This is a genomic window from Luteimonas sp. GW821-FHT14E02, from assembly GCF_058803905.1.
The window spans coordinates 244,710-263,160 of sequence record NZ_JBXAPK010000007.1 but is presented as its reverse complement, the minus strand read 5'-3'; the positions used below and the strand labels follow the sequence as shown (position 1 = coordinate 263,160).

Below are 18,451 nucleotides of genomic sequence, written 5' to 3'. Positions count from 1 at the left end.
ACAGCCTGCTCATGATCTCCGCCCCAGCCGCAAGGCGTCGAACAACAGGAACAACGGCGCCCACAGCAGCATGCCGATCAGCGGCGCCCACCAGTAGCCCCACGGCAACTGCGGCGCGCCCAGCGCCAGATGCACGGCCGCGGTCACCACGCGATCGTTGAGCAGCAGGCCGCCGATCGCCAGCGCCTGCTGCGACAACGGAAAGAAGCGCAACTGCGAACGGAAGCGCTGCAGGATGAAGGCCATCACCGTCAGGCGCAGCGCCTGTTCGCCGAGGATGCCGCCGAAGACGAGATCGCCGAGCAGGCCCATGAGGAAGGCGAAGCCGAGGCCGGCGCGCTCCGGCGTCTCGATCACCCAGTACGCCACCACCAGCGCCAGCCAGTACGGGCGGAACGGCTGCAGCACCGCCGGCATCGGCAACAGGCCGAGCAGCAGGGCCAGCAGCACGCTGACCGGCAGCAGCCAGGCGCGACGCGGGCGGCTCATCGACGAGGCTCCTGGCTTTTAGCTTGTTCCCCTGCGGCAGCTGGAGGCTGCGCATTCGGAAGTTCCACTCGCGTCGCCGCCGCCCCGGTCACCGCCGGATTTTCGGCTGCCGCCGAGGCCGCAGGCGTCGCCAGCGGCGGCGCCGTCACCACGCTGCGCAGCAACAGCACGTCGCGGCCGCGATCGAGCTGGGCCGCCGGCTTGAGCTTGCCGACCAGGAACGCGCGGCTGTCGTCCGGATGCAATTCCGCCACCGTGCCGACCGGGAATCCGGCCGGGAAGCGCCCGCCGATGCCGGAGGTGATGATGGCATCACCCTTCTGCACGTCACCGGAGAGCGGGATGTTGGCCAGATCGAGTTCGTCGCTGCGGCCCTTGCCGTAGGCGATCAGGCGCACGCCGTTGCGCGCCACCGCCACCGGCACGGCATGGTCAGGGTCGGTGATCAGCAGCACCGTGGCCGTGGTCGATGTCGCTTCGATGATCTGGCCGACCAGGCCGCCGGCATCGATCACGCTCTGCCCCAGGCGCACGCCGTTGCGGGTGCCGGCGTTGAGGATCAGGCGCTGCCGGGTCGGATCGAGGTCGATATCCAGGATCGGCGCCAACTGCACATCAAGCTGGCCGCGTTGGGCCGCGCCGAGCAGGCCACGCAGGCGCTCGTTCTCCGCCGCCGCCACCTGCAACCGGGCCTGCCGCGCGTTGCCGACCAGGATCTCGTTGCGCAGGCGGCGGTTCTCCTCGGTGAGCCGCGTGCGCGTCACCGCGTCGTCGCGCATGCTCTCGCCCAGCCGCGCCGGCAGACCGGCCAGCCACCACAGCGGCTGCACGGCGACGTTGACTTGCGCGCGCACCGCCGACAGCCAGCCGCCGCGATGATCGAACACGATCAGCGCGATCGACAGCGCCAGGAACGCCAGCAACCGCAGCGTGCCTGCGACATCGCCGCTGTTGTTCGGAGTTGGACTGGCGTAGGCGGGCACGGACTGGCGCGGAAGGGAATTTGAAGGCTGTTTTTGCCTTCTCCCCCCGGGAGAAGGTGGCGCGCAGCGCCGGAGGATGGCGGGAGAATCACTAGCCTAGGTGCGCTCCATATAGGTGCGCTCCATGACGCGGAATGTTCCCGCCCTCATCCGCCCCTGCGGGGCACCTTCTCCCGGAGGGAGAAGGGAAAGCAACCATACTTCGCTTTGCTGCCCGATGCTTACTCGTAAGCGAAAAACTCGTTGCCGTGCGTGTCCAGCAGCTCCAGCGCGCGCCCGCCCCCGCGGGCGACGCAGGTCAGCGGATCCTCCGCCACCTGCACGTGCAGGCCGGTTTCCTCGCTGAGCAGACGGTCCAGATCACGCAGCAGCGCGCCGCCGCCGGTGAGCACGATGCCAAGCTCGGCCACGTCCGCGCACAGTTCCGGCGGCGTCTGTTCCAGCGCCTGCTTCACCGCGCTGACGATGCCCGACAGCGGTTCGCGCAGGGCTTCCAGCACTTCCTTGGAATTGATCTTCACCATCTTCGGCACGCCCTCGGCGAGGTGGCGGCCGGAGACTTCCATCTCCAGCACGCGCTCCTGCGGATAGGCGCAGCCGATGTCGATCTTGATCTTCTCGGCGGTGGTATCGCCGATCAGCATGCCGTGGTGACGGCGCACGTAGCTGATGATGGCCTCGTCGAAGCGATCGCCACCGATGCGCACCGACTGCGAATAGACGATGCCGTTGAGCGCGATCACCGCCACCTCGGTGGTGCCGCCGCCGATGTCCACCACCATCGAGCCGCGCGCCTCGGTCACCGGCATGCCGGCGCCGATCGCGGCGGCCATGGGCTCCTCGATCAGCGAGACGTCGCGGGCGCCGGCTTCCAGTGCCGATTCCTTGATTGCCCGCTTCTCCACCTGGGTCGAGCCGCAGGGCACGCAGATCAGCACGCGCGGGCTGGGACGCAGGAAGCGCGACTTGTGCACCTTCTTGATGAAGTGCTTGAGCATTTCCTCGGTGTAGGTGAAGTCGGCGATCACGCCGTCCTTCATCGGCCGGTGCGTGGTGATGTGGCCCGGCGTGCGGCCCAGCATCTGCTTGGCGGCGGTGCCGACCTCGGCCACGGTCTTGGGACCACCGGCGCGGTCCTGCCGCACCGCCACGACCGAAGGCTCGTTGAGCACGATGCCCTGGCCACGGACGAAAATCAGGGTGTTGGCGGTGCCCAGGTCGATGGACAGGTCATTGGAGAACAGGCCGCGAAACTTCTTGAACATCGGGGGCGCCGCCGCTGGGAGGGCTGGGGGAAAAGGGCGGTTAGCCTAGCAAAAAAGCGCTGCCAGCACGCTGTTTTATTGCCTGTTCTTTCGCCTTTGACACCTCTCCCCGCACCGAACCGCGCCTTCAGCGCGATGAGACAGGGGAGCCCGGGAGGGAGACGAGGCGCGCAGCGCCGAATTCCGCGCGAAAAAGCCGACGCCCACCCCAGCCCTCCCCCTGCATCCGGAGGCGCGAGCGCTTTTTGCTGGCCTCCGCGCACCCGTCCCGCTAACCTTTCCCGTCTTGCCCAAACCACCAACGACGAGTTCCTCAAGATGGCTGCACTGATCTGCGGTTCCCTGGCCTACGACACCATCATGGTGTTCCCCGACCAGTTCAAGAACCACATCCTGCCGGACAAGGTGCACATCCTGAACGTGTCGTTCCTGGTGCCGCGCATGCGCCGCGAGTTCGGCGGCTGCGCCGGCAACATCGCCTACAACCTGAAACTGCTGGGCGGCGACCCGATCCCGATGGCCACCGTCGGCCAGGATTTCGGCCCATATCGCGAACATTTCCAGGAACTGCAGATCAACCTCGATCGCGTCAAGGAAATCCCGGAGCTGTTCACCCCGCAGGCCTTCATCACCACCGATCACGACAACAACCAGATCACCGCCTTCCATCCGGGCGCGATGATGCGGTCCTACGAGAACCACGTCCGCGACGTGCCGAACGTGAGCATCGGCATCGTCAGCCCCGATGGCTACGAGGGCATGCTGCAGAACGCCAAGGAATTCAGCGAGGCCGGCATCCCCTTCATCTTCGACCCCGGCCAGGCCATGCCGCTGTTCAACGGCGCCGAGCTGCGCGCCTTCATCGACCAGGCCGACTACGTCACCGTCAACGACTACGAATCCAACCTGCTGCAGGAACGCACCGGCTACAGCGAGAAAGAGATCGCCGGCAAGGTGAAGGCCTACATCGCCACGCGCGGCCCCAAGGGCGCGGTGATCTACGCCGGCGGCAAGATTTACGACGTGCCGCCCGCACACGAACGCCGCGTCACCGACCCCACCGGCTGCGGCGACGCCTTCCGCGCCGGCCTGCTGTTCGGCATCGAGAAGGACTACGACTGGATGACCATCGGCCGCATCGGCAACCTGATGGGCGCGCTGAAGGTGGAACATCCAGGCACGCAGAACCAGCGCTTCGATTACGAGGAATTCGCCGAGCAGTTCAAACAGCAGTTCGGCTACGCGCTGTAAGGCTTCACGCGTTTGAGTTGACGACGGAGCGTCGATCCTGCGCCGGGACGAACGGCACTGGATCGACGTCTTCATGCAGGCGAGGATCGCCTCCCCAATCTTCGGGAGAGCCGCAATGCCCCGCATGCCCGTCGCGTTTCTCCTGCTGCTGGCGCTTGCCGCCGGCTCCGCACAAGCCAAAGGCCTCGGCCTGCGCGTCCTGGAAACCAAGGAACCGGTCACCGGCACCACCGTCCCGTTCGCGGTCGTCTATCCCGCCTCCACAGCCAAACCCGATGCGGTCACCCAGATGGGCCCGTATGCGGTGCAGGCGCAGATGGACGCGCCGATCGCGAAGGGCCGCTTCCCGCTGATCCTGCTCTCGCATGGCCACGGCGGCAGCAAGTTCGGGCACCACGATCTGGCCGAGGCACTGGCGCGTCACGGCTACGTCGTCGCGATGCCGGACCAGACCGGAGACAGTTACAACGACCAATCCGGCGCCGGCACCGACCGCGTGCTGCTCGGCCGCGCCTGGCAGGCCAGCGCGACGATTTCGGCCGCACTGGCCGATCCGCAGCTGAAAGCACATCTCGACCCCAAGCGGATCGGCGCGGCCGGCTTTTCGGCCGGCGGCTATACCGCCTTGCTCCTGCTGGGCGCCCACGCGAATTTCTGGCGGTTCAAGGACTTCTGCGAGAAGTATCCAAACACTCCGGAGGTCTGCCCGACCGGATCGAAGGCGCCGCCGAACTGGAACCCGTACACCCTCAAGGATCCCCCGCCAACCGTTGACCCGCGCGTGCGCGCCGCCTTCTCGATGGCGCCGCTGAGCCTGATCATCCCGGACGACGGCCTCAAGGACGTCCGCAATCCCGTGTTCCTGTACGCCGCCGCCAAGGACCAGGTACTGCTGCCGGACGAAAACGCCAGACGCATCCGTCCGCTGCTGCCCAATCTCTATCGCTATCGCGAGATCGAAGGCGCCGAGCACTACGTCTTCCTGCCGCCGTGCCCGGAAGAACTGGCCAAGGCGGTTCCGGTGATCTGCACCGATCCCGCCGGCATCGATCGCGCCGCCGCGCATCGCCAGATCAACCGGGACGCGGTCGCCTTCTTCGACAAGACCCTGAAATGAACGCGTGCCGGCGCGTCCCGGCCGCCGCCGGCATCCGCACCAGCTAACACCGCACCAATCGGTTGCACGAACTGTAACCGCGTCACACAATTCCCGGCGGCCAGGGGCAGATGGAAAGGGCCGCCATGTACAGCTTCCGGAATCTGCGCGCATTCGCGCCGCTATTGCTCTGTCTTGCGGCGACGCCTCTGCGCGCCGCGCCGCCACCGATCGAGGCCTACGGCCGCCTGCCCGCCATCGAAGAACTCGAACTGTCGCCCTCCGGCGACCGCTTCGCCTTCATCGCCACCGACGGCAACAAGCGCCGCCTGTACGTGCGCGAAGTGGATGGAGACAAAGCACTGCTCACGCTCGTGGATGTCGGCACGGTGAAGGTGCGCGATCTCGACTGGGCCGGCGAGAACTTCATCGCCATCACCATCAGCGATCGCTACAACCTCGGCATGTGGTACGGCGGCGCTTACGAACTCGCCCAGGTGATGATCCTGGACGTGGTCAAGAAGCAGCTCAAACCGCTGCTCAAGGATTCGCGCTTCCTGGGGTCGGTCAACGGCCGCTACGGCTACGCGCAGCGCGACGGCCGCTGGGTCGGCTTCTTCTCCGCGCCGCTGATGTCCAACTCCACCGGATTGTCGGGCGAGCGCACCCTGCTCGACGGCGATCCGGATCTGGTCAGCGTCGATCTGGAATCCGGCGGTTTCCGCAGGCTCGCCGAAAGCAGTTCCGGCAACGGCGCCGGCTGGCTGGTCGGCCGGGACGGCACCGTGCTCGCCACCGCGCGCTACGAGGACAAGAGCGCCGACTGGCGCCTGTACGCCGGCACGATGTCCGGCAAGCTGATCGAAAAACGCAAGGACACGCTCGGCGAGAACTGGATCATCGGACAGGGCCGCACGGCCGGCACCGTCCTGTACGCGGTCCACGACGAGCAAGGCGCCACCCACTACATGGAAGCGTCACTCGCCACGGGTGAAAAACAGGAAATCCTCTCTGAAGATCCCGTGCGGAGTTTCAAATTCGATCCTGGCACCGGGCTGCTGACCGGCACTCTGCGCGAAGGCGACAACCCCGAACTGATCATGTTCGACGCCAGGCAGCAGGCGCTGCTCGACGCCACGCGCCGGGCCTTTCCGCAACTGCAAGTCGGCTTCGAATCGTGGAGCGACGACTTCAAGCGCCTGGTGGTGAAGACCGAAGGGCCGGGCGACGCCGGCACCTGGTGGCTGGTCGACGCCCGCATCGCCGGCAAACCCGCCAAGGCCGACTACCTGGGCGAGCAATATCCGGGAGTGAAGCCCGAGCAGGTCGGCCCCTTCAAGATGATCGATTACAAGGCCGCCGACGGCACGAAACTGCAAGGCGTTCTCACCCTGCCGCCGGGCCGCGACCCGAAGAAACTTCCACTGGTGGTATTGCCGCACGGTGGCCCGCAGGCGCGCGACTACCCGTCGTTCGATTTCTGGGCGCAGGCCTATGCCAGCCGCGGCTACGCGGTGTGGCAGCCGAACTTCCGCGGTTCCGCCGGTTACGGCGTCGGCCTGGTCAACGCGGGACACGGCGAATTCGGACGCAAGATGCAGACCGATATTTCCGACGGCGTGGCCGAACTCGCACGCCAAGGCATTGTCGATCCGCAACGCGCCTGCATCGTCGGCGCCAGCTATGGCGGCTACGCCGCGCTGGCCGGCATCACCTTGCAGCAAGGGCTGTATCGCTGCGCCGTCGCGGTGGCAGGCGTCACCGATCTCAAGGATTTCCTCACCGAACGCCGCACCCGCCTGGGCGCCGATGGCATGCGCTATTGGATGCAGTACCTCGGCGCGAAAAACACCGGCGACGACCTGCTTGAAGCCCTTTCCCCGACCCGCCTCGCCACGCGCGCGGATGCACCGGTGCTGCTGATCCACGGCAAGGACGACACGATCGTTCCGATCCGACAAAGCCAGCTGATGAAGCGCGCGCTTGAAAAGGCAGACAAACCAGTGGAGATGATCACCCTCAACGGCGAGGATCATTACTTGTCGCGAGAAGCCACGCGCATCGACATGCTGCGCGCGGCGGTGGCGTTCGTGGAGAAGCACAATCCTGTGGAAGCCGAAGCACAGGCCGCTGCCGACTGATGTCGCCAACACTCAAAATTTCCGCGAGACGGGTGACGGGAAAAGGCAAGTGACGGACAGTGCCACCAATCTTTTTTCATCAGATATGAATTGCTCTCGGAAAGAAGTTTTACCGCGTTTTCTCACCGGGACTTAACTCCTCTTTCACACCCCCGCCACTACGGTTTACGCGAACCACGCAAGGACAGCTTCATGGGGCCACGCTTCTTTTCCATCCTCGCGCTCGCCGTGTCCTGCGGCTTGTCCCTCTGCGCCTGCGCACATGGCCTTACCGAAACCGTCTCGCCGACCGCCAAGGAGCCCGTCAACATGGTATCGCCCGAAGCCCCCACCGCTAGCCCGGCCCCCACTGCTGAGGAAATGGGCAATCGGTTCCTGAAGCTAATCAACGAGATCAAATCCAGCTCCGACATCACCCTTGAGCGCGTCCAAGCCGTTATGCGGATTCGGCTAGAGCCGACTGACCGGGGAAATTTTGTGGCTTCCGGAGACCTCAGCCAAGGGTACAAGTACACGATTGCATTTGATCCAAAAAACGGGGCCGGGGTGGAATTTACCGACAGCAATTCGTCGCCTGCATGCCCCCTACCAATCACCTTCCTTCTCCGCTCACTCCCGCGCTTTGAATCAAGCATGCCTTTCATTGTTTCAAACGGTTTGAGAACGGGATGGACGTATTACAGGGACGACGGGTCTTTCCTCGAAATTGGCGTAAAGATGACGCCAACGGAGACCGCTATCGAAAATGACTATGTCTGTCAGATGGGTGTGCGACCTAGCGCATAAGGAGCCAAGGAATGGCAAACCCAAATCAGCAGCTGGAAGCTGCATTGACACAATTCGCCAATCAGCCTGGCGTCACGCCTGACCAAGCGGCCCAACTTCGCGCAGCGGTTACTGGCAGTGCCCAACAATTGCATGAGTTGAATCAGCAGGCGCAAGCCGGGCAATTGAAAGGCTTCGCGCTGCAATCAGCGACGAACTCGACACCGAATCTAGTCGGAACATACGACATACAGAGCGGTGTCGTCACGCTTCCGAATTCCAGCTTTCAACCATCCGGCACTACGGCAAGCGCCGACCTAAAGGCAACCGTCAAAGTGCAGCAGATGTCCGTCGAGTTCGCACATAAGACCCACCTGGATTCCGCGAGTAATTCGCAGCCTGTCTCACAGGACATGGTTGACAACTTGCAGTCAACAATCAACCAGTCGCCTTTGCTCGCAAAACAGATCAAGAAGGGCGCAACCGAGGTCGACACCACAGATCGATATCGACGTACACACTTAGAACATTTCGACTTGATCGCCCCTGGCTTCGCGGCTGGCGGCACATACAACGGTGGCGACAAGACGATGCGGCTGCCAGCCCTCGACCTGCAAACCAAGACTACGGCAAACCAGCAAGGGCGATTTGACGGCGACGATATGACTTTCGTACTCGGCCATGAAATTCAACATGGCTTCAATCACTCGACCAAACAGCAAGCATTGCAAACGTTCTTCACGGACACTGGCAATATAGCGAAAAGTACGCAGCCAATACACGACTATACAGCCCCTATCAGCAATTACATTCAAGCCGGCCGTGACGATGAAGCAAAAGCGGAGATCGCGGGCTGGAACGCACTGATGAGCCGTCAAAAGCAAATTCAACCGCTCGCGCCTGAGCTGGATTTGATGCTGACGACTGGAAACGGTCGCGTGAAAGACTTCATCGAGCAGGATCCGACGGTCACGGCCACCATCAAGGCTCGCCCCCTATCGGGACTCACGTTCAATCAGGACGGAACTCTTTCCATGTCTGCGGGCAACGTCACCGCGATGGGGCAGCACTACTTCAACAAGCCAGATCACGCTCATGCACAGCCAGGCCAGCGTTCGCTTGGCATAGGTGAAAAGGGAACCTCGGACTATTCCAATTACTATGGCACTTTCGCCGTCGAGCAAACGATCGGTCTCGAAAGGCGTTTCGCCCAGCCTGTAAACGGCGTGATGCCACAAATGACGATCAACATGGCCGCCGCGCGCTTGAGTGAGGAGTTGCTGGAGAAGGAAGGCATCGACCTCGGGACCAACAAAACGCCGCGGCCCTACTACGACAGCAGCCAGACGCCAGCCGCGCTACACCGTTTCGACCATACCCAGGACGGAAGTGTGAATATCGCTCATGATCACCAATACGTCCCGGTCGCGCCATCATCACCTTCTCAACGCAAAGGTCCCGATGAGCCCGACCACCCTGATCACGCCATGCTGGAGCAAATCCGCGCAGGTGTGCGCAAGGTAGATGATGGGTTAGGCAAATCCTACGACGACATGAGCGAGCGCATCGCGCGCGGCTTGCTGGTGACATGCAAGGACAATCGGGAGATGTATCCCGAGGCTGCCGATTATTCGCTCTCAGCAAACGCGCTCAATCGCGTCGACCATGTAATCCTGGCGAAGAACGGCAACATCTTCGCGATCGAAGGCAACCCAAACGACCCGGGCGATCCCGCCAACAAGCGCGCCTTCGCACCTGTCGAGCAGCTTGCCCGCACTCCGGTCGAGCAGTCCGATGAAAAGCTGCAGGTGGCCAACCAGGATCTCGCGCAGGCACGGGAATTGACGCAACAGCAAGAACTTACCCGGCAGAAAGAAATCAGCGAAAGCGCGCCCAGGATGTCGATGGCCATCACGATGAACGGCCCGGGTGACGGGGGCGGTGACGGCTAGTCCCGATCAATAGTCAGCAGAGGCCCTCTCTCGAAAGAGAAAGGGCCTGTCGCCTCGCGTGTTACCTCCAGCCGCCCTTCCTTGGCATGCAATGACCTTGCACTGACCTCAATGGAATCGATCGGTTGGCCGGAACCCCAGGCAAGGCCCTAGCGCCGATGTTGCCCACCCATTTCCGGCCCTTCCGGTGTCGCCCCTTGCGATTGCGTGGAGGCGGGTGCCGGCAGACTCTTTACGCTCTCGAGCGCCGGCGTCGCGGTCGCCTGTTGCACGCTGATGCTCAACCGGTCCGAAGCGGGCGTGCGCGCGGCGATGTTCGCCTCCTGGCCGATGAAGAGGTTCTGCTGACCGTTCACGGGCTGACCCAGCGTGACGTATCCGATCCTGGGCAATCCGTTCTTTTCCGCCAGCACGGCCAGACTCGCCGCAGTCTCCAGCACCGGCAACGCCTTGTTGCCCGGCGGAAGATTGCGGTTGAGTTCCTCCACCTTTTCCTTCGCCTGGGCGAACAGCTGCTGCGCTTCGCCGGAGCGCGTCCTCAGCGCCTGATTCACCTTGGTCAAGGGATCCTGGCTCTCCAACGGAGCCACCGATCGCGGCAGAGCCGCCCTCTCGATCGCTCGGTCGGCGTAATCCGGATAGGCCGGCACCGGCGCGGGCTTCGTCGCGCGGTCGGATTTCGATGAGCCGCCACCGAAGCGAAAGGTCAGGCCGATACCGACGCCGACGTCGTTGCCCTTCCCGTACACATTGCCGGAGACGGTCAGATTGTCGCGGGTGTAGTCCGCGCCGAGCCGGAAGGTGGTCTTCTCGCCCTTCCTGTCCTCGATCGAGAAGCTTCCCTTCAGATGTTCGTTCTCGCGGAACATCTTGGAGATCTCGACTCCAGCCAGGAACTTGTTGTTGTTCGGGTCGACGGAAACATTCGCACCGACGTTCGAGCCCAGCTTGTCGAAGACATAGCTGCCGTTGGCGCCGAAATAGGGCTTATCGCCATTGACGCCGAAGTTGCCGTTGAGCTTGAGGTTCGGACCGGCGATGCCGAGATTGGCATCGAACTGCTTGCCGACGCTGTTGTACTTGCCGTTGGCCAGTCCCGACCACGTATCCGAGAACGCGAACGCCGATTCGGCTGACAGCGAGTAACCGTTCGGCTGCCCGGTGAAGTTGAAGTTGAGGTGATTGCGCTTGTCGAACGCGAGCTTGGCATCCAACGACTGCGTGTTGGTGGCGCCGTTGCGCAGGTAGTCGAAATTGAAGCGACCTTCCTCGCCGAACGCGTACCAGCCATTCAGGCCGAGCGACGACCCCTTCGGCTCGAACGAACTCTTGAGGCCAAAGCCGAAGCGATCCTGCTTGCCCACATCAAGATTGAAGTCGGTCTTACCGAGCTGTTCGTTCCAGAGGAATTGCCCGGCGATATTGCCGTTCTCGCCGAGCCTACTCTTGCCGCTCAGATCGATCAGGCCCATGCCCTTGATGTCGCTGGCGAGCAGATTCAACTGCTGGCGGCCGTTGCCATAGTCGAAATTGAGCTGCGTCTTGCCGAGCGACTCGTCCCAGAGGAAGCGGCCGTTGAAATTGCCGTCCTTGCCGATCAGGCCCTTGCCGCCGATGTCGACGAAATCCATGCCCTGCGTCCGGCTGGCGAGCAGATCGAACTGTTGGCGGCTGTTTTTGTAGTCGAAATCGAGCGCCGTCTTGCCCAGCGATTCGTCCCAGGTGAAGCGACCGTTGAAATCGCCGTCCTGGCCGATGCGGCCTTTGCCGGTGACATCGAGCAGACTCAGGCCCTTGGTGTTGCTGGCCAGCAGGTCGAACTGCTGGCGGCCATTGGTGTAATCGAAATCGAGCGCGGTCTTGCCGAGCGATTCGTCCCAGGTGAACTGACCGTTGAAATTGCCGTTCTTGCCGAGCTGTCCCTTGCCGGTCAGATCGAACAGGCGCACACCCTGCGTGCTGCTGGCGAGCAGATCGAACTGCTGCCGCCCGTTGGTGTAGTTGCCACTCAACGCATAGACGTCGGTGCCGGTATTGCCCGCCAGACCGCCCTGGAACTTGTGTTCGCCCTGACTGCCCTTGCCGCCGGCGGCGAAGAGAAGATCGTTGCCATGCAGTCCGAGGCCGCCCACGAAGGTGCTGTTGCCGCGATTGGCGCCGAACAGCAGGTCATGCGTGCGGGTATCGAAATTGCCGGAATAGTTCCCCAGCAAGGTAGTGCCCGAACCCGGATCGGCATGGCGGCCGAACGCATCAAGCACCCATTGATTCTGCTCGTTGAGTCCAAGGCGTGAGGTATAGCCGCTGCCGGTCCCCGGCAACGAGAACTGCGGCCAGGTCAGGCCCAGCTGCGGCGTCGTGGTCTTGAAGACATCAGGAATCTGCGCGGCCGATTGCTGGCCGGCCGGCTCCACCGGCTTGGGCGGATCCTGCGGGTCTTTGGGCTTTTTCTTGTCGTCGTGGTCATCCATTGCCATCTCCACCCGTCCATGGTTTCGATAGATATCAGTCCAAATAGCTATGACATAGCAGCTGAATGCTTGTCAAGAAAAACGGTTGCAGGCCGGCTTTCAGCGCCCCCATTTCGGCAACTTTTCTCGATCCAACCCCGCCACTTCGAACGCCGCCGAGCGCGTCCCGCCGGCCTGGACCGGGAACTCGATCACAATCAGTTTCGCGCCCTTGGTCATCCGCCACAGCGCGCGCTCATCGTTGATGAACATCGCGATCGCCTCGTCGGTCTTGGGCCGTAGGGCCGCCATTGTCTTCGGCGCGGCATCGTCCACCTTCACCTTGACCTTGCAGCCACCGTAGCAATCGAAATCGCCGGCCTGCAGCACGAGATAACTGCTCCGTCCCCACGCCGGATTGTCGCGGAAGATCAGGCGAACGGGCTTGGCGCCGCTACCGTCGGTGTCGACATCCTCCTTGGAATAGATCGCCGCGGACAATTGCTGCCCGCCCTTCACGTTCTCGGTGTTGTAACTCCACAGCGCGGCGACTCGCGCCTGCTCGCGAGAGGCTTCGGCCTTGGCCTTGATCTCCTCGTACTGCGGGCGGATGCGCCTGGCCGCTTCGGTATCGGGATATTGATCGAACAACACGTCCGCCTGCGCCTTCGCCAGCGGCCAGTTTTCCTTGGCGACGGCATCGTCGAATCCGGTGGCGTTTTCCTTCGCCTTCGCTTCGTTGGCCGCGGCGGTGGCGGCCGCCTGGGCCGCGGTGTCGGCGGCGCGGTCGCGGCAGCCACCGGCGATGGCGATCGCGAACAGGACGGCCACATATGGAAAAGCGTTCGGATTCATGTGCGAGCTCCTGCTTCAACGGATAGCGAATTCTTCAAGCGATCACAACAACGGACTCAGCGCGTCTCGATCAGCGCAACCACTTCTTTGGCGACCTCATCCGGCTGCTCGATGATCGGCGAATGGCCGCTTCCATCGAGCAACACTTGTCGCGCATGCGGAATCCGTTCGCCATAGGCCGCCATCGCGCTGGCATCGATGACCCGATCGTGCGCGCCCCACACCAGCAGTGCGGGTTGCCGGATCCTGGAGGCTTCGGTGCCCGGCAGGAACTGATCCGTGCCGCGACCGATGTGATCGAGGATCGATTGCTCGAACGCCCCCTCGGCGCTGCGATAGGCGATGACGATGTTCGACACCGGCCACGGAATCGGCGGTAGCGCCCGCTTGTCGTGTACCACGATGCCGAGATAGCGCTGCAGCGACGCCGCATCGGTGACACCGAAAGGATTGCCCCCGGCCAGCACTTCGAGCGCGAAGGGATTCTCGTCGAAGCTCACGCCGGACGCGTCGAACAAACCGACGCGCTCGATCAGCTCCGGATGCCGCGCGGCGGTGAGCGCGGCGATGCCGCCCCCCATCGAGTGACCGAGCAGCACCACCGGCGTTCCGCAGACCGCGCGGATGAAAGCGGCGACATTTTCGGCCTGCGCCGTGTAGCCGTAATTCGCACCGGCATCGCGCTGGCTTTCGCCCCAGCCCGGCAGGTCGGGAATCACCAGGCGATAGCGGCCGCGCAGGCGTTGCGCGAGGCGGTACCAGTTTTCCTTGCTGCCGGTGTAGCCGTGGATCATCACGACGGTGGGCGCGCCGGCACGATCCGCGGCGCGTTCGGCGTAGACCCAGCGCTTGCCGCCGATCTGCACGGTATGCGCGCTCAATCCGGCCGCCCTGCGCTGTCGCGCGTATTCGGCGCGTATCAGCGAGAGCGGATCGCGCCATACACGCCATGCGATTACCAGCACGCTCACGACCACCACGAGGATGGCCATGATGAGAAGGAGTTGCCAGCTCATCGCGAAATACTCGCTCCCTCTCCCTCGTTTGCGAGAAAGAAGGTTTGGAGTGAAGGGGAACGGAACCAGCCGTCCGTCGATCGCTTCAGACAATCGAATGCGGAAGCCCCCCGATGTTCGACGCTCGAAAACAATTCGACGCTTTTCATCAACAGGCTCCGGCTTCCCCTTACCCCAACCCTCCCCTCCGCATGCGAAGGAGAGGGGACGTTCTGCTCGCGATGATTGTTACTGCGCCGGCGGAGTCGCCGCCGGCGCCGGCGCCGGCTTGGCCTCGTCGATCAGTTTTTGCACGGTCCCCGTGGTGATCGGGTGATAGCCGGGCTTGGCCTTGGCGAACACCTGCTTGGCCAGTGCCAGGCCCGCTTCGGTCTTCACCAGTTCCTCGTACGTGGGGATGATCAGCTTGCGGCGTCCGACCCGCTCCAGGAACGCCGCGATCGCATCATTGGCCTGCGTGTAGCCGCTACGCACCGCCAGCGGATACCAGCGCTGCGCGATCTCGCCGTTCGGCGTGCCGGTGAAGTGATAGGCGCCATCGAGCTGCGTGAGCTGATCGATCCTGAGCGTCTTCGGCATGCCTTCAAGGAAATGCACCCATTCCTGCGTGCTCCACGCGCCGGTGATCGCCGGCGGCGGCAGCTGGCCGCTGCCCAGCCAGCCCAGGCGCGCGGTCTTGACCACGCCGAAGCGCGCCGCCAGCACCTGCGGCGCCGTCGGCGGGATGCCGGGTTCGTACAGCCAGGCGTCGAATTCGGCCTGCGTCACCTTGTTCGGATACTTGTTCAGCAGATTGGCCTTGGCGTAGTCGGCGAACTGCTGGCTGTTGATGCTCTGGAACGCGAAATGGTCGAAATAGCCACGCAGGAACGTATCGAAATCGGCGCGCCCGAAACGCTCCTCCAGGAACTGCAGGAACCAGGCGCCCTTGGTGTAGATCGTCGCGGAGGAATTGTCGTCCGGGTCCTTCTGCGTGCCGGGCTTCTGCGCCAGCACCTGTGCTTCGGGCTTCACGCTCTTGAACTCTTCCTTGAGTTCGTCGCGCGCGATCACGCTCTCCATGTCGGCCTGTTCCTTGCCGTACAGCGCTTCGACGATGCGGTTCTCGACGTAGCTGGTGAAGCCTTCGTTGAGCCACCCGTCCTTGGCGCTGGCGAAGGTCACTAGATTGCCCGACCAGCTGTGCGCCAGCTCATGCGCGACCAGCGACACGAGCGACTTGTCGCCGACGATCACGGTCGGCGTGGCGAAGGTCAGGCGCGGATTCTCCATGCCGCCGTAGGGGAACGAGGGCGGCAGCACCAGGATGTCGTAGCGCTCCCAGCGATAGGGGCCGTAGAGTTTCTCGGCCGTCTCGATCATCTTCTCGGTGTCTTCGAATTCCTTGGCGGCCTTCTTCGCCATGGCAGGCTCGGCCCAGACACCGGCGCGCGGCGAGAGTGGCTCGAACACCAGATCGCCGGCCGCGATTGCCATCAGGTACGACGGGATCTTCTGCGGCATCTTGAAGTTGTAGTCGCCGTTGCGCTCCGCTTTCGGATTGTTGTCCGCGCTCATCAGCACCATCACGTCCGGACGCGAGACCACGTGCGCCGTGTAGGTGTAGCGCACGCTCGGCGTATCCTGCAACGGCACCCAGCTGCGCGCGTGGATCTGCTGCGACTGGCTGAACATGAAGGGCAGCTTCTTGCCCTCGGTCATCGCCGCGTCGAGCCATTGCAGGCCGGAAGCATCCGGCGAGGTCGTGTAGGTCACACGCACGTGCTGATTCTGCGCCGGTGTCTCGATGGTGAACTTGCTGCCGAGGATGTCGTCGCGCTTGGCCAGTCCGTATTGCAGCGGCTGCCATTGGCCGGACGCGTCCTCGCCCTCGACCTTGTCGATGCTCAGATCGCGCGTGTCGAGCACGAGCTGCTTGGCGGCCTTATCCTTCCAGTCCAGCGTGTAGGTGGCAGTGCCGCTGAGGGTCTTGGTGTCGAAATCGATCTTCAGATCGAGTGCGAGATCGGTGATCGCGACCTTGTCCGCTTCCGCGTAGGAGTGCTCGTCGCGTTCGACCGTCATCTTCGCCTCCGCGGGCTTGGCCGGTGTCGACGATCCCGGCGTGGGGGTGGATTCGCGCGAACAGCCCGCCGCCAGCACGGCCAGGCAGGACAACAACAGGGCGAAACGACGCATGGGCGGATCCGAAAACTAATGAGAGGCGGGGATTCTAGTGCACCCCACGCCCGCAATCGTTAGGCGTTCGTAGTGTGGACGCCATCCACCGATGTTCAGACGATGGTCTGGCAGACATCCACCCAGGCCGCCCCGGTCAGCTCGACCATCCGCTCGGGGGACAACCGCACGGCGCTGTTGGTCGCGCCCGCAGCCGGCACCACTTCGTCGAACGCGCGCAGCGAAACGTCGCAATACACCGGCAGCGGCGTCGCCAGCCCGAACGGGCAGACGCCGCCGACCGGATGACTGGTCAGCGCCAGCACCTGCGCCGGATCGAGCATCTTGGTCCGGCCGTTGAAGGCGGCTTTCATCTTGGCGTTGTCGATGCGTGCATCGCCGCGCACCACCACCAGGAAGGCGCGCTCGTCGGGGCCGCGGAAGGCCAGCGTCTTGGCGATGCGTCCCGGCTCCACGCCGTGCACCTGCGCGGCTTCCAGCACCGTCGCGGTGGAACCTTCGGATTCGATGACGTGCAGATCGGGTGCTTTTTCGGCCAGGAACGCGCGCACCGATTCCAGACTCACCCGCGCGACCTCAGACCTTGTATCCGCTATGGATCGCCACGATGCCGGCGGAGAGATTCTTGTATTCGCAACGCGCGAACCCGGCCTCCTCCATCATCGCCTTGAGTTCTTCCTGCGGCGGATGCTTGCGGATCGACTCGGCCAGATACTGATAGCTGTCGGCATCGTTCGCGAACAGCTTGCCCAAACGCGGCAACACATTGAAGGAGTGGAAGTCGTAGATCGGCTTGAACCAGTCCGCCTTCACTTCGGAAAACTCCAACACCCGCGCCTGCCCGCCGACCTTCAGCACGCGCAGCATCTCGCGCAGCGCCGCCGGCTTGTCGGTGACGTTGCGCAGACCGAACGCGATCGTGACCAGATCGAAACTCGCATCCGGGAACGGCAGACGTTCGGCATTGCATTGCACATATTCAAAACCGCGCACGTTGCCGCGGTCGGTCATGCGGTCGCGGCCCACGCGCAGCATCTCGCCATTGATGTCGCCAAGCACCAGCTCACCCGTTTCGCCGACGCGATCCTTCAGCAACGCGGCGATATCGCCGGTGCCGCCAGCCAGATCGAGCACGCGGTCGCCGCGCTTCACCTGCGCGGTGGCGACGAAATAGCGCTTCCAGACCCGATGGACGCCCATGCTCATCAGGTCGTTCATCAGGTCGTAGTTGCCCGCGACCGAGGAGAACACCTGTCCCACCAGCTTCTGCTTCTCAGCGGTGGGCACTTCGCGGAACCCGAAATGGGTGGTATCGGGCTTTTTGTCTGCGGATTCGCTCATGGCACGATTATCGCATCCCTGCCCGCGCCTGCGCCCGCCGTGCGCTCCTACCGTGCCTCGTCTCACCATGCCAGGGGCGGCTCGACGCCACCGCGCGATGGCGGCAGACTGCCTGCAACCTTAACTCGCGCCAATCCCCATGATCGCCATACCCGACTACCGCGCCCTGCTCGACACCGCCATTCGCGAAGCCCGCCAGGGCCTGGCCGAAGGCGGCATTCCCATTGGCGCGGCGCTCTATCACAACGACGGCCGCCTGCTCGGCTGCGGCCACAACCGCCGCGTCCAGGAAGGCGACCCGTCCGTGCACGGCGAGACCGACGCCTTCCGCAAGGCCGGCCGCCAGCGTCGCTACAAGGACACCATCATGGTCACCACCCTCGCCCCCTGCTGGTACTGCAGCGGCCTGGTGCGCCAGTTCAACATCGGCACCGTGGTGGTGGGCGAATCGGTGAATTTCCCCGGCGGCGTCGATTGGCTGCGCGAGAACGGCGTCAACGTGATCGATCTTGCCAGCGAGGAATGCATCACGATGCTCGGCGATTGGATCGCGGCCAATCCTGAAGTGTGGAACGAAGATATCGGCGAGGATTGAGCCTCCAGGCGCTTCGTCCGGCCGAAGATCCAAGGCATGACTTTCCACAGTCCTCTTTCCACGGACAGGCGGGT

General features: G+C 63.6%; 15 protein-coding genes. 6 read left to right on the top strand and 9 right to left on the bottom strand.

The window, feature by feature from the left end:
• Positions 1 to 9 precede the first annotated feature (9 nt).
• The 3 genes from mreD to AC1RNP_RS13655 form a co-directional block, all read right to left on the bottom strand.
• The gene (gene mreD / locus AC1RNP_RS13665; RefSeq protein WP_493051813.1) at positions 10 to 489 is read right to left on the bottom strand and encodes a rod shape-determining protein MreD; all 480 of its coding nucleotides are present in this window, start codon (positions 487 to 489) and stop codon (positions 10 to 12) included.
• The gene (mreC, locus tag AC1RNP_RS13660; RefSeq protein ID WP_493051812.1) at positions 486 to 1,472 is read right to left on the bottom strand and encodes a rod shape-determining protein MreC; all 987 of its coding nucleotides are present in this window, start codon (positions 1,470 to 1,472) and stop codon (positions 486 to 488) included. Before mreC ends, mreD begins: the two co-directional genes overlap by 4 nt.
• 221 nt (positions 1,473 to 1,693) lie before the next feature.
• Positions 1,694 to 2,737, bottom strand: coding sequence for a rod shape-determining protein (locus tag AC1RNP_RS13655; protein WP_226469423.1), 1,044 nt, complete (start codon positions 2,735 to 2,737; stop codon positions 1,694 to 1,696).
• A 318-nt stretch (positions 2,738 to 3,055) separates the two neighbouring features.
• Between AC1RNP_RS13655 and AC1RNP_RS13650 the strand changes: the two genes are divergently transcribed.
• From AC1RNP_RS13650 to AC1RNP_RS13630, 5 genes are all read left to right on the top strand, one after another.
• Positions 3,056 to 3,988 carry a carbohydrate kinase family protein gene (locus tag AC1RNP_RS13650; RefSeq protein WP_226469424.1) on the top strand — a complete coding sequence of 311 codons (933 nt, stop codon included), beginning with the start codon at positions 3,056 to 3,058 and terminating at the stop codon, positions 3,986 to 3,988.
• A 115-nt stretch (positions 3,989 to 4,103) separates the two neighbouring features.
• Entirely contained in the window at positions 4,104 to 5,105 is a 1,002-nt protein-coding gene (locus AC1RNP_RS13645; RefSeq protein WP_493051811.1) for an alpha/beta hydrolase family protein, read from the top strand.
• Between the two features lie 125 nt (positions 5,106 to 5,230).
• Positions 5,231 to 7,225 carry an alpha/beta hydrolase family protein gene (locus AC1RNP_RS13640; protein WP_493051810.1) on the top strand — a complete coding sequence of 665 codons (1,995 nt, stop codon included), beginning with the start codon at positions 5,231 to 5,233 and terminating at the stop codon, positions 7,223 to 7,225.
• A 192-nt stretch (positions 7,226 to 7,417) separates the two neighbouring features.
• Positions 7,418 to 8,011: a hypothetical protein gene (locus tag AC1RNP_RS13635; protein WP_493051809.1), complete on the top strand. Its 594-nt coding sequence runs from the start codon at positions 7,418 to 7,420 to the stop codon at positions 8,009 to 8,011.
• Between the two features lie 11 nt (positions 8,012 to 8,022).
• Positions 8,023 to 9,942 (top strand): XVIPCD domain-containing protein, encoded by a 1,920-nt coding sequence (locus tag AC1RNP_RS13630; protein WP_493051808.1) that lies wholly within the window; start codon positions 8,023 to 8,025, stop codon positions 9,940 to 9,942.
• Between the two features lie 149 nt (positions 9,943 to 10,091).
• Here AC1RNP_RS13630 and AC1RNP_RS13625 read toward each other — a convergent pair whose 3' ends face one another.
• From AC1RNP_RS13625 to ubiE, 6 genes are all read right to left on the bottom strand, one after another.
• Positions 10,092 to 12,413, bottom strand: coding sequence for an XVIPCD domain-containing protein (locus AC1RNP_RS13625; protein WP_493051807.1), 2,322 nt, complete (start codon positions 12,411 to 12,413; stop codon positions 10,092 to 10,094).
• A 99-nt stretch (positions 12,414 to 12,512) separates the two neighbouring features.
• Entirely contained in the window at positions 12,513 to 13,247 is a 735-nt protein-coding gene (locus tag AC1RNP_RS13620; RefSeq protein WP_493051806.1) for a hypothetical protein, read from the bottom strand.
• 56 nt (positions 13,248 to 13,303) lie between these two features.
• Entirely contained in the window at positions 13,304 to 14,263 is a 960-nt protein-coding gene (locus AC1RNP_RS13615) for an alpha/beta fold hydrolase (RefSeq protein WP_493051805.1), read from the bottom strand.
• A 228-nt stretch (positions 14,264 to 14,491) separates the two neighbouring features.
• Positions 14,492 to 16,441, bottom strand: coding sequence for a M1 family metallopeptidase (locus AC1RNP_RS13610; RefSeq protein ID WP_493051804.1), 1,950 nt, complete (start codon positions 16,439 to 16,441; stop codon positions 14,492 to 14,494).
• A 95-nt stretch (positions 16,442 to 16,536) separates the two neighbouring features.
• The gene (locus AC1RNP_RS13605; RefSeq protein ID WP_493051803.1) at positions 16,537 to 17,007 is read right to left on the bottom strand and encodes a YbaK/EbsC family protein; all 471 of its coding nucleotides are present in this window, start codon (positions 17,005 to 17,007) and stop codon (positions 16,537 to 16,539) included.
• A 10-nt stretch (positions 17,008 to 17,017) separates the two neighbouring features.
• The gene (ubiE, locus tag AC1RNP_RS13600) at positions 17,018 to 17,782 is read right to left on the bottom strand and encodes a bifunctional demethylmenaquinone methyltransferase/2-methoxy-6-polyprenyl-1,4-benzoquinol methylase UbiE (RefSeq protein ID WP_493051802.1); all 765 of its coding nucleotides are present in this window, start codon (positions 17,780 to 17,782) and stop codon (positions 17,018 to 17,020) included.
• Between the two features lie 139 nt (positions 17,783 to 17,921).
• On the opposite strand from ubiE, the gene AC1RNP_RS13595 reads away from it, so the two are divergent.
• Entirely contained in the window at positions 17,922 to 18,377 is a 456-nt protein-coding gene (locus AC1RNP_RS13595; RefSeq protein WP_493051801.1) for a nucleoside deaminase, read from the top strand.
• The last annotated feature ends 74 nt before the right edge of the window (positions 18,378 to 18,451 follow it).

Coding starts and splice junctions, on each gene's coding strand:
- mreD (WP_493051813.1), bottom strand. CDS start 489: ATGAGCCGCCCGCGTCGCGCCTGGCTGCTGCCGGTCAGCGTGCTGCTG.
- AC1RNP_RS13655 (WP_226469423.1), bottom strand. CDS start 2,737: ATGTTCAAGAAGTTTCGCGGCCTGTTCTCCAATGACCTGTCCATCGAC.
- AC1RNP_RS13650 (WP_226469424.1), top strand. CDS start 3,056: ATGGCTGCACTGATCTGCGGTTCCCTGGCCTACGACACCATCATGGTG.
- AC1RNP_RS13645 (WP_493051811.1), top strand. CDS start 4,104: ATGCCCCGCATGCCCGTCGCGTTTCTCCTGCTGCTGGCGCTTGCCGCC.
- AC1RNP_RS13640 (WP_493051810.1), top strand. CDS start 5,231: ATGTACAGCTTCCGGAATCTGCGCGCATTCGCGCCGCTATTGCTCTGT.
- AC1RNP_RS13635 (WP_493051809.1), top strand. CDS start 7,418: ATGGGGCCACGCTTCTTTTCCATCCTCGCGCTCGCCGTGTCCTGCGGC.
- AC1RNP_RS13630 (WP_493051808.1), top strand. CDS start 8,023: ATGGCAAACCCAAATCAGCAGCTGGAAGCTGCATTGACACAATTCGCC.
- AC1RNP_RS13625 (WP_493051807.1), bottom strand. CDS start 12,413: ATGGATGACCACGACGACAAGAAAAAGCCCAAAGACCCGCAGGATCCG.
- AC1RNP_RS13620 (WP_493051806.1), bottom strand. CDS start 13,247: ATGAATCCGAACGCTTTTCCATATGTGGCCGTCCTGTTCGCGATCGCC.
- AC1RNP_RS13615 (WP_493051805.1), bottom strand. CDS start 14,263: ATGAGCTGGCAACTCCTTCTCATCATGGCCATCCTCGTGGTGGTCGTG.
- AC1RNP_RS13610 (WP_493051804.1), bottom strand. CDS start 16,441: ATGCGTCGTTTCGCCCTGTTGTTGTCCTGCCTGGCCGTGCTGGCGGCG.
- ubiE (WP_493051802.1), bottom strand. CDS start 17,782: ATGAGCGAATCCGCAGACAAAAAGCCCGATACCACCCATTTCGGGTTC.
- AC1RNP_RS13595 (WP_493051801.1), top strand. CDS start 17,922: ATGATCGCCATACCCGACTACCGCGCCCTGCTCGACACCGCCATTCGC.